Origin of the sequence: Actinomadura sp. 6K520 (assembly GCF_004349245.1) — a bacterium.
Lineage (GTDB): Bacteria > Actinomycetota > Actinomycetes > Streptosporangiales > Streptosporangiaceae > Spirillospora.
In genome coordinates this window covers 1-10,891 of the sequence record NZ_SMLC01000209.1, presented here as the reverse complement: position 1 = coordinate 10,891, position 10,891 = coordinate 1, and the positions used below count along the sequence as shown (strand labels likewise).

At 74.9% G+C, this 10,891-nt stretch carries 10 protein-coding genes; 5 read left to right on the top strand and 5 right to left on the bottom strand.

The genetic code is table 11. The annotated features are described in order from the left end of the window. From E1289_RS32865 to E1289_RS32850, 4 genes are all read left to right on the top strand, one after another. Window positions 1-514, top strand: a 514-nt coding sequence (locus E1289_RS32865; protein WP_131987252.1) for a branched-chain amino acid ABC transporter permease, incomplete at its 5' end; no start/stop codon positions are given. Further along, complete coding sequence (locus E1289_RS32860; protein WP_131987250.1) at window positions 511-1,758, top strand: ABC transporter substrate-binding protein; 1,248 nt, start codon at window positions 511-513, stop codon at window positions 1,756-1,758. The genes E1289_RS32865 and E1289_RS32860, both read left to right, overlap by 4 nt. Before the next feature lie 220 nt (window positions 1,759-1,978). Continuing rightward, a complete protein-coding gene (locus E1289_RS32855; protein WP_131987248.1) occupies window positions 1,979-2,839 on the top strand; it encodes a universal stress protein in 861 nt (286 codons plus the stop codon). A gap of 69 nt (window positions 2,840-2,908) precedes the next feature. Beyond that, window positions 2,909-3,772, top strand: a complete 864-nt coding sequence (locus E1289_RS32850) for a universal stress protein (protein WP_131987246.1) — start codon at window positions 2,909-2,911, stop codon at window positions 3,770-3,772. An 84-nt stretch (window positions 3,773-3,856) separates the two neighbouring features. Here the strand turns inward: E1289_RS32850 and E1289_RS32845 are convergent, their stop codons facing one another. The 4 genes from E1289_RS32845 to E1289_RS32830 all read right to left on the bottom strand — a co-directional run bounded on the left by E1289_RS32845 (window position 3,857) and on the right by E1289_RS32830 (window position 7,293). Next, on the bottom strand, window positions 3,857-4,447 hold the full coding sequence (locus E1289_RS32845) for a TetR/AcrR family transcriptional regulator (RefSeq protein WP_207929304.1): 591 nt from the start codon (window positions 4,445-4,447) through the stop codon (window positions 3,857-3,859). Between the two features lie 107 nt (window positions 4,448-4,554). Continuing rightward, entirely contained in the window at window positions 4,555-5,607 is a 1,053-nt protein-coding gene (gene dmpG / locus E1289_RS32840) for a 4-hydroxy-2-oxovalerate aldolase (RefSeq protein WP_131987244.1), read from the bottom strand. Further along, window positions 5,600-6,499 (bottom strand): acetaldehyde dehydrogenase (acetylating), encoded by a 900-nt coding sequence (locus tag E1289_RS32835; protein ID WP_131987242.1) that lies wholly within the window; start codon window positions 6,497-6,499, stop codon window positions 5,600-5,602. Before E1289_RS32835 ends, dmpG begins: the two co-directional genes overlap by 8 nt. Next, a complete protein-coding gene (locus E1289_RS32830; RefSeq protein ID WP_131987240.1) occupies window positions 6,496-7,293 on the bottom strand; it encodes a 2-keto-4-pentenoate hydratase in 798 nt (265 codons plus the stop codon). Before E1289_RS32830 ends, E1289_RS32835 begins: the two co-directional genes overlap by 4 nt. A 121-nt stretch (window positions 7,294-7,414) precedes the next feature. On the opposite strand from E1289_RS32830, the gene E1289_RS32825 reads away from it, so the two are divergent. Then, on the top strand, window positions 7,415-8,191 hold the full coding sequence (locus E1289_RS32825; protein ID WP_131987238.1) for an IclR family transcriptional regulator: 777 nt from the start codon (window positions 7,415-7,417) through the stop codon (window positions 8,189-8,191). A gap of 59 nt (window positions 8,192-8,250) precedes the next feature. Here the strand turns inward: E1289_RS32825 and E1289_RS32820 are convergent. Beyond that, window positions 8,251-10,891: FAD-binding and (Fe-S)-binding domain-containing protein (locus E1289_RS32820; RefSeq protein WP_131987236.1), on the bottom strand; the 2,641-nt coding region annotated here is incomplete at its 5' end.

Below are 10,891 nucleotides of genomic sequence, written 5' to 3'. Positions count from 1 at the left end.
GGCGGGGCGGGCGATGGCCGGCGTCCGCGACGGCGAGACCGCCGCGGCGTCCGTCGGCATCCGGGTCGCCCGGGTCAAGGCCACCGCGTTCACCGTCTCCTCCGTCTACGCCGGGGTCGCCGGCGCGCTGACGGCGCTGGCGTTCGGCCGGATCGCGCCGGACTCGTTCGCGCTGACGGTGTCCATCGACTACCTGGTGATGATCGTGCTGGGCGGGGCCGGCTCGATCGCGGGCGCGTCCGCCGGGGCGGTGTTCGTCTCGGTCCTGCCGCTGCTGCTCGTGCAGTACAGCGCGCACCTGCCGTTCCTGTCCGCCCCCGGCTCCGGCGGCGTCGACGCCGCCACGCTGAGCCGGTTCGTCTACGGCGTCGCCATCATCGCCGTCCTGATCTTCCTGCGCGGGGGCCTCGCCGGGGCCCTGCGCCACGTGGGGAGCCGCACCGAGCGGGACGGGAGGCCGTCCCGGCCCGCGCGTCCGGCCGAACGTTCCAGCCTGAAGGAGACCGCCCCATGACGATCCGTCCCCTCGCCGCGGCGGCGCTGTGCCTGGCCGCGCTCACGGCGTGCAGCACGACCGACCCCGACGCCGGATCCGGAGACGGCGACGGCTCGGGGGTCCGCACCGGCAACGGCGTCACCGGCTCGGAGATCAGGATCGGGGTGCTCACCGACCTGTCCGGGCCGTTCAAGGCCGGCGCCGCCGTGCAGGTCCAGGAGAAGAAGGCGTACTGGGCGGCCAGGAGCGCCCAGGGCGGCATCTGCGGCCGGAAGATCACGATGGACGTCCGGGACCACGGCTACAACCCGCAGCGCGCGGTGTCGCTGTACCGCAGCATGTCGCCGGACGTCGTGGCGCTCCAGCAGGTGCTCGGCTCGCCCGCCGTCGCGGCCGTCCTCCCGCTCGCGGAGAAGGACGACCTCTACGTCGGCGGCATGGGCTGGGCCAGCGTCGCGCTGGAGTACAAGGTGGCGCAGCTCCCGGGCACCACGTACAGCATCGAGGCCGCCAACGCCGTCGACTACCTTGTGGACACGCTGAAGGTCCCGGCGGGCAGCACGATCGGGCACGTCTACTTCGAGGGCGACTTCGGCGGCGACTCGCTCGCCGGCGCCGAGCACGCGGCCGCGGCGCGCGGGCTGAAGGTCCACCCGATCAAGATCACCCCGCAGGAGTCCGACATGTCCGCCCAGGCGGCGGCGCTGAAGCGGGCGGACGTCAAGGGCGTCATCCTCGGCGCCGCCCCGTCGCAGCTGTCCTCGCTCGCCAGCGTGCTCGCCTCCAACGGGGTGAACGTCCCCCTGATCGGCAACACGCCCACGTTCAGCCCGGCCCTGCTGAACACCCCCGCGAGGGAAGGGCTGCTCAAGAACTTCTACACGGTGACCAGCGTCGCGCCCTACAACGGGGAGGGCGCCGGGGTGAAGACGGCGGCCGAGATGTTCGAGAAGAACGCGCCGGACGGCACCAAGGGCTGGGAGGTCCCCCTCGCCTACGGGCAGTCCGAACTGCTCGCCACGGCACTGGAGAAGGCGTGCGAGAACGGCGACCTCACGCCCAAGGGCGTGGTCGCCGCGATGCACGAGACGTCCGGGCTGGACACGCGGGGCCTGTTCTCCGGGGCGCTGGACTACACCAGGCCGGGTGAGCCCCCGACGCGCAAGGTGTTCGTCTCCAGAGCCGACGCGGAGGCGCCGGGCGGGCTCAAGGTCCTCGACACCATCGAAGGCCCGAGCGCCCGCAGCTACAAGTTCGATTGATCGGGCGGGCCCGAGCCGGCCGATAACGCCCGCCCGATAATGCGACTGGCACGCTCCATCCCCGGTGGGCGCCTCGAATCCGCCCGCCGGGGACGTCCGGCCTCTTCTACGTTGCCCGGTTAGCGCGCAGACTGGGCAATGGGCACTTTCTTCCGGCGCCGCTTCCCGTTACCCGGTGCGGCCGCCGGATATGAAAAGTGTTCACCAAGGAGGCGGGCACATGAACGGCGTGGATGGGAACCAGCGGCCGCACGTCCTGTTCGGCTACGACGGGACGCAGGAGAACGAGGGCGCACTGCGCTGGGCGGTCGAGGAGGCCCGGCGGCGCGACCTCGACCTGATGATCTGCCACTGCTGGCACTGGCCCTACGCGAGCGGCCATGAGGACCCGGACGCCGAGGCGATCAGGAAGCGCGCGGGGGAGAACCTGCTCGCGCAGGGCGTCCGCCGCGCGCGGGAACTGGGCGCGCCCGGGACGGTGCGCCGGCGGCTCCTGCGGGGGCCGGTGGACGAGGCGCTGCTGGAGGCGTCCGGCGCGGCCGAGCTGACCGTGATCGGCTCGGGGGAGCGCCCGGACACCGGCGCCACCGCGCTGGAGGTGCCCGCCAGGGTGGGACGGCCGGTGATCGTCGTCCCGGACGCGGCGGAATGGCCCCGGCGGGTCGTCGCGGGCACCGACGCGGCGGAGGGCTGCTCCGCGGTGCTCGGCTTCGCCTTCGGCGAGGCGGCCCTGCGCGGCTGGGACCTGCACGTCGTCTACGGGTGCTGGGAGCCCACGGCGGTGGACGAGGCGGACCTGGTGCTGTTCACCGACACGGAGCTGCTGGAGAAGAAGCGCACCGCCGAACTGGATGAGGTCGTGGCACCGTGGCGGGAGCGCCACCCGGAGGTCGACGTCACGGTCTCGCTGATGCTGGAACGCCCGTGCGAGGCGCTGGAACGGGCGGCGGACGGCGCCGGGCTCCTCGTCCTCGGCGACCGCGGAACCGGCCTGGACCCGCTGGGCGCGACCAGTTCCGCGATGCTCCGCCGGGCGTCCCTCCCCGTGGCGATCATCCCGGGCCGAAGGTCCCGGACCTGACGGACCACCGCCTCTGCCCGGTGTCCGCCCGCCTCGCGAGGCTGGGGGCGTGACGACGAGGGAGGCATCATGAGCGGCGACCGCGGTGTCGTGGTGGGATACGACGGTTCTCCGGCGAGCGGGGCGGCGGTCCGGTGGGCGGCCGTGGCGGCGCGGCTGCGGGGCGTGCCGCTGACGGTGGCGCACGCCTGGGACATGTACGCGGCGGCCGGCCCGATGGCCGTTCCGGTCGGTGACCTGGTCGCGGCGGCCGAGAAGGTCGTGGCGGAGGGCGCCGACCACGCCCGCGAGGAGACCGGCGAGGTGCGCGCGGTGATCGGGCGCGGCGGCCCGACGCCCGTGCTGCTGGAGGCCGCCGCCGACGCGGAGCTGATCGTGGTCGGTACGCGCGGCCGCGGCGGGTTCGCGGGCCTGGTGCTCGGATCGACGGCCGTGGAGCTGGCGTCGCACGCCTCGGTCCCCGTGGTGGTCGTGCGGGACCACCCCCCGGCGGGGCGGCGGCCCGACGGCCCGGTGGTGGTCGGTGTGGACGGGTCCGCGGCGTCGCTGGAGGCGGTCGCCCTGGCGTTCACCGAGGCGGACCTGCGCGGAGCCGAGCTGGTGGCGGTGGCGGCCTGGCCCGCCGAGGTCGAGACCGGGCCCGCGCCGCTGCTGGACGCCGGATCGCTGCGCGAGTTCGCCGCGGAACGGCTCGACCGGCTCGTCGCGCCGCTGCGCGACAAGTACCCCGGCGTGCGCGTCCGGACCGAGGTCGTGCCGGGGCGGCCCCGCGAGGTCCTGCTCGCCGCGGCCGCGGAGGCCCGGCTCGTCGTCGTCGGTTCCCGGGGGCACGGCGGCTTCCGCGGCCTGCTGCTCGGCTCGGTCAGCCACGCCCTGCTGCACCACGCGGACGCACCGGTCGCCGTGGCGCACGCCCCGCGCGACGACGGCTGAGCGTACCGCCGGAGCACCGAAGGCGCCCCCGGCCGCACCTGGCCCGGGGCGCCTTCGCCCGCCGGCGGGGTCGGCGCCCGCGGGTCACGGCTTCGCCACCAGCGCGGCGGCCGCGTCGAGGGCCGGGCCGGTCGGCAGGCCGGGGTCGAGGACGAGCTGGAGGAGCAGCCCGTCCAGCAGGGCGGTGCACAGCGTCGCGGTGCCGGCGCGGCGCTCCGCGGGCCAGTCCGGGCGCAGCTGCGCCAGCCGCCCGGAGATCCGGTCGCGCACGGCCCGCGACCAGTCCCGCCGCTCGGCGGCCATCCGCGGATCGCGCAACGCCCTGACCAGCAGCTCCGCGGCCAGCCTGAGGTTGCGCTCCCCGGCCGCCATGTGCGGGACGAGATCGTGCAGCGCCGCCACCGCCGCCGGGGTGTCGGGGGCGGCGAGCAGCGCGTCCACCACCGGGTCGACGATCATCTCGGTGGCCCGCTGCGCGACGGCGACGTGCAGCCCCGGCAGCCCGTTGAAGTAGTGGTGGAGCAGGCCCGGACGGGTGCCGGCGCGGTCCGCCACGGCCCGCGCCGTGATCGCCGCCCAGCCGCCCTCGGCGAGCAGATCGAGCCCGATCCGCACGAACTGCTCCCGGCGCGCCCGCCCGCGAGGAGTCGACGCGCGATGGTCCTCGTGGGTCATGCCGCCAAGCTATCCCAGCGTTTGCATGATGCAAAGATCACCGATGCGGGCGCCCGGCCGCGGTGGACGGGAGCCCCCCGCGCCGCGGCGGGCTCCCGTCCCGCCGCCTACCCGGTGCGCTCGCGCTCCGCGCGGAGCTGGAGCGCCACGTCGATGATCATGTCCTCCTGGCCGCCGACGTAGCCGGCCTCGCCGACCTTCTGCAGGATCTCGTGCGCCGGGACCTCGTAGCGCTCGGCGGCCCGCTCGGCGTGCAGCAGGAAGCTGGAGTACACGCCCGCGTACCCCTGCGTGATCGCGCCGCGGTCCGCGAACGGGAGCCGGTGCAGGAACGGCTTCACCACGTCGTCGGCGGCGGCCATGACGCCCTGCACGTCCACCCCGGTCGGCACGCCGAGCCGCTCGAACGTCGGGACGAGCACCTCGGTGGGGGAGTTGCCCGCCCCCGCGCCCAGCGCGCACAGCGCGCCGTCGATCTGCAGTGCGCCGTTCTGCTGCGCCAGGACCGAGTTCGCGACGCCCAGCGACAGGTTCTGGTGGCCGTGGAAGCCGACCTGCGCCTCCCGCCCGATCTCCTTGACCAGCGCGCTGATCCGCTCCTGCGCCTCCCCGAGGACGAGGGCGCCGGCGGAGTCGACGACGTAGACGCACTGCGCGCCGCCGTCGACCATGATCCGGGCCTGCTTCGCCAGCTCCTCCGGCCCGACCCGGTGCGCCATCATCAGGAACCCGACGGTCTCCATGCCGAGGTCGCGGGCGGCGGCGAAGTGCTGCAGCGACACGTCGGCCTCGGTGCAGTGCGTCGCGATCCGCGCCACGGACGCGCCCGCGTCGTGCGCGAGCCCGAGGTCCTCCACCGTGCCGACGCCGGGCAGCATCAGCACGGCGATCCTGGCGCGGGTCGCCTCGTCCACGGCGGCGGCGACGAGCTTGACGTCGTCCTCCAGCGAGAAGCCGTAGTTGAACGACGAGCCGCCGAGGCCGTCGCCGTGCGTGACCTCGATGACCTCCACGCCGGCGCCGTCGAGCGCGTGCACGACCCCGCGGACCTGCTCCTCGGTGAAGCGGTGCGCCATCGCGTGGCTGCCGTCCCGCAGCGTCGAGTCGGTGATCCTGATCTTCTGGGCGGTGCTCGGCTCCGCGGTGTTCTGCTCAGTCATCGGTTGCCTTCCTGCGCGCGAGCTGCTCACCGACACGGGCGGCCGCCGCGGTCATGATGTCGAGGTTGCCGGCCCACGGCGGCAGGTAGTCGCCGTTGCCCCTGACCTCCAGGAACACCGCGACGCGGGCCATGCCGTTCCAGATGTCGCGCGGCTCGTCGAACTGCGGCTCGGCGCGCAGCGCGTACCCGGGCACGTACGCGGCGACCTCGGCGACCATCTTCTCGACCGACTCGGCGATCGCCGCGGTGTCGGCGTCCGACGGGATCGCGCAGAACACCGTGTCCCGCATGATCATCGGCGGGTCGACCGGGTTCAGGATGATGATCGCCTTGCCCCGTCCGGCGCCGCCGACCGTCTCGATGGCGCGGGCGGTGGTCCGGGTGAACTCGTCGATGTTGGCGCGGGTGCCGGGACCGGCCGAGCGCGACGCGATCGACGCGACGATCTCCGCGTACGGCACCGGGACCACCGACGACACCGCGTGCACGATCGGGATCGTCGCCTGCCCCCCGCACGTGATCATGTTGAGGTTGGGCGCGTCCGACAGCGTGTCCAGGTTCACCGGCGGGCACACCAGCGGTCCCGCGGCGGCGGGCGTGAGGTCGACCGCCGTGATCCCGGCCTCCTCGTAGCGCGGGGCGTTGGCCAGATGCGCCTTCGCCGACGTCGCCTCGAACACGATGTCGGGCAGCGTGGGCTGCGACAGCAGCCAGTCCACGCCCTCCGCCGACGCCGGGACGCCCAGCTCGCGGGCGCGCTCCAGCCCGTCCGACTCGGGCACGACGCCCACCATCGAGTGGACGTCGACCAGCTCGCTGCGCATCAGCTTGACCAGCAGGTCGGTGCCGATGTTGCCGGGCCCGACGATCGCGGCGCTCAGCCTTCTCATCGTCCTGCCTCCTTTCCGAACCGGGCGGTCACCGAGCCGATCCCGGCGAACGTTGCGGTGAGGGTCTCACCGGGGGCGACCGGAACGGCCGCGGTGATCGAGCCGGGCAGCACCACGTGGCCCGCCTCCAGCGGCACACCGCGCTCCCCGAGGACGTTGGCCAGCCAGACCAGCGCGTTGATCGGCGAGCCCAGCACCGCCCCGCCCGCGCCGGTGTCGATCAGGTCGCCGTCGCGGTGCAGCAGGCAGCCCATCAGCGACAGGTCCAGGCCGTCCAGCCGCACCGGCCGGGTGCCGAGCACGACACCGCCGCTGGAGGCGTTGTCGGCGATCGTGTCCGGCAGGGTGATCTTCCAGTCCGCGATCCGGGAGTCGATCACCTCCAGCGCCGGGAGCACGTACTCGACGGCCGCGACGGCGTCCGCGGCGGTCGCGCCGGGACCGGCCAGCGGGCGGTCCAGCACGAACGCGATCTCCGGCTCGACCCGGGGCTGCAGGAACCGGCCGGGGTCGATGGGGGCGCTGTCCTGGAAGAACATCGAGTCCAGCAGGACACCGAAGTCCGGCTGGTGCACGCCCATCTGCCGCTGCATCGCCGCCGAGGTCAGCCCCACCTTGTGGCCCTTGATCCGCGCGCCCGCGCCCGTCCACGTCGTCACCTGCGCGAGCTGGACCGCGTAGGCGTCGGCCACCGTCATGTGCGGATGGTCCGCCGTCAGCGGCGGAACCGGGGTGCCGGTCGCGTACGCGTCGAGCAGCGCGGCGGCGGCCTTCTCCACCGAACCGGGGTCCATGGGATGTCCTCTCTCGTCTACTCCGCGCATCTCGTCCGCGCGGTTCCGAGCCTGCCCCGCCCGGGACGCCGGGGCAACGCGGCCGTCCCGCGTGGTGGGACAGCTCTTCTACATTGGGGGCATGGCGTCCGACGACACGTTCCTGCGCCGCGCCGTCGCGGTGCTGACCGCGTTCAACGCGGACGACGACGGACTCGGCGCCGCCGAGCTCGCCCGCCGCAGCGGCCTGCCGAGGTCGACGGCGCACCGGATCGCGCTCGACCTCGTGGCGGCCGGGCTGCTCGAACGGCAGGGCACGCGCGTCCGGCTCGGCCTGAAGCTGTTCGAGATCGGGCAGCGCGTGCCGCGCCAGCGGGTCCTGCGGGACGCGGCCGTCCCGTACATGTCGGACCTGCGGGAGGCGACGCGGCAGACCGTCCACCTCGCGGTCCTGGAGGGCACCGAGGTCGTCTACGTGGAGATCCTCGGTTCGCCCGGCGGGCCGGAACTGCCCTCGAAGGTCGGCGGGCGGCTGCCCGCCCACGTCACCGGTGTCGGCAAGGCGATCCTGGCGTTCTCCCGGCCGGACGCGGTGCAGGCCGTCCTGGACGCCGGCCTCGTCAAGGCGAGCGGGCGCAGTGTCGCCGCGCCGGGCCTTTTCGCCCGGGAGCTTGAGACGATCCACCGGGAGGGCGTCGCCTACGACCGCGAGGAGTCCGGGCCCGGGATCGTGTGCGCCGCGAGCCCCGTCCTCGGCCCGGACGGCCTGGCGCTCGGCGCCCTGTCGGTGTCGGGATGGTCGAGCGGCATGCGCCTGGCCGCAGTCGCGCCCGCCGTCCACACCGCCGCCCTCACCCTGTCCCGCACCCTCGGCCGGCCGCGGGACCGATCGCGGGGGCGGCCGGCCCGCGGATCATGACGCGGGAAGCAGCCCCGCGGACTCGGGCCTGAACGCTCGCGGAACGCCTCGCGGGCGGCTCAGCCGTCCGGGAGGTGCCGGGCGAGGAGCTGGGCGAGGTGCTCGCCTTCGCGGTCCGCCAGTTCGCCGAGCTGGGTGCGGCAGCTGAAGCCGTCGGCGAGGACGACGTCGTCCTCGCCGGTGTCGCGGACCGCCGGGAGCAGCCGGTACTCGGCGACGGCGACCGACACGTCGTGGTGGCCCTTCTCGACGCCGAAGTTGCCGGCGAGTCCGCAGCAGTTGCCGAGCCTGCCGACCCGCGCGCCCGCGCTCTTCAGGAGCGCGGCGTCCTTCGTCCAGCCCATGACGGCGTGGTGGTGGCAGTGCGGCTGCGCGATCCCGGTGACCCCCGACAGGTCGGGCGGCGTCCAGCCGGCGGTCTCGGCGAGCAGTTCCGCGAGGGTGCGGGTCGCGGCGGCCACCTCACGTGCCGCGGCCGCGTCGGCCCCGCTCAGCAGCTCCGCCGCGTCGGACCGCAGCACGCCCGTGCAGGACGGCTCCATCCCGACGACCTTCGCGCCGCGCCGGACGTGCAGGAGCAGCTCGCGGACGGTGCGGCGGGCCTGCGCGCGGGCCCCGGCCAGCTGACCGGTCGAGATCCACGTGATCCCGCAGCAGACGGGGCGCCCGGTGACGGTGACCCGGTATCCGGCGTGCTCCAGCACCTGCACGGTCGCCTTGCCGACGTCGGGGGAGAACGCGTCGGTGAAGCTGTCCACGAACAGGACGACCTCGCCGTTGCGCCCTTCAGTGCCGCGGTGGGACGCGAACCAGCGCCGGAACGTCACCGGGGCGAAGGCGGGCAGCGTGCGCCGCCGGTCGATCCCCGCGCTCCAGGCGACGGCGGGCCGCAGCGGCGCCGCACGCATCCCGGCGTTCACGAGCTTGATCATGACGGGCGCCCGGGCGAGCAGCCGCGTCCAGCGGGGCAGCCAGCCGAGCGCGTAGTGCGAGCGCGGCCTGATCCGCCGCCGGTACCGCCGGTGCAGCGCCTCCGCCTTGTAGGACGCCATGTCGACGCCGGTCGGGCAGTCCGACGCGCACCCCTTGCACGCCAGGCACAGGTCGAGCACGTCGTGCAGCGCGGCGGACTTCCAGCCGTCCGGGCCGAGGCTCCCGCTGACGACCTCCTGCAGCACCCGCGCCCGGCCGCGCGTGGAGTCCTTCTCCTCCCGCGTGGCCAGGTAGGACGGGCACATGACGCCGCCCGCCGCGGTGTTGTCGGCGCGGCACTTGCCGACCCCCGTGCAGCGGTGCACGGCCCGCGACAGGTCCCCGCGGTCGTCGCGGTAGGCGAGGGCAAGGCCGCGTTTGAGCGGGACGGCCCGCACCGCGCGCAGCTCGCCGTCCACGGGCGCCGGGCGGACGATGATCCCCGGGTTGAGCACGTCGCCGGGGTCGAGGACGTCCTTGACGTCCGCGCACAGCGCCAGCGCCTCCGCCGAGTACATGTGCGGCAGCAGTTCGCTGCGGGCCCTGCCGTCCCCGTGCTCGCCGGACATGGTGCCGCCGTGCCGGGCCGCCAGCGCGGCCGCCTCGCCCAGGAAGTCCCGGAACACGCGGCGGCCGTCCTCCCGCCCGAGCGGGAAGTCGATGCGGACGTGGATGCAGCCGTCCCCGAAGTGCCCGTACGGGACGCCGAACAGCCGGTACTCCGCCAGCAGCGCCTCGAACTCCCGCAGGTACACGCCGAGCCGCTCGGGCGGGACCGCGGCGTCCTCCCAGCCCGCGTGCGCCTGCTCGCCCTCCGGGGTGCGCGCCACCAGCCCCGATCCGTCCTCCCGGATCCGCCACAGGGCGTCGGCGAGCGCCATGTCCTCGACCAGCATCGAGTCGGTGCAGCCGGAGTCGGCGGCGACCTTGCGGGCGGCGTCCCGCAGCGCCCCGGTCTCGGGCCCGGCGAGCTCCACGAGCAGCCATCCCGATCCGCGCGGCAGCGGCGGCACCGCGTCGGCGCCCCGCCGCTCCCGCACGACGCCCGTGATGCGCGAGTCCAGCCCCTCGCAGGCCACCGGCCCGTGCGGCAGGATCGCGGGGACGGCGTCGGCCGCCTCCGCCATCGACCCGAACCCGAGCACGGCCAGCACGCGGCACCCGGGCTCGCGGACCATCCGCACCCGCGCCGCCAGGGTCAGCGCGAGCGTCCCCTCACTGCCCACCAGCGCCCGCGCGACGTCGAACCCCTTCTCGGGGAGCAGGTGCTCCAGCGAGTAGCCGGAGACCTGCCGCCCGAACCGCCCGAACTCCGTCCGGATCAGGGCGAGGTTGTCGCCCACCAGCCCCCGCAGGCGCTCCAGGACCGCGGGCTCCCGCCCGCCGCTCCCGGGGACGTCGCCGAGCCTCAGCCGCTCCCCGGAGCCGGTCACGACGTCCAGCCCGAGCACGTTGTCGCTCGTCCGCCCGTACCCGAGCGCCCGCGACCCGCACGCGTTGTTGCCGATCATCCCGCCGAGCGTCGCCCGCGTCCGGGTGGACGGATCGGGCCCGAACCGCAGCCCGTGCACGGCCGCCGCCTCGTGCAGCCGCGCCTGGACGATCCCCGGCTCCACCAGCGCCGTCCCCGCCTCGGGATCGATCTCCAGCACCCGGTTGAGGTGCCGGCTGACGTCCACGACGACCCCCGGCCCGACCGCGTTGCCCGCGATGGACGTCCCCCCGCCC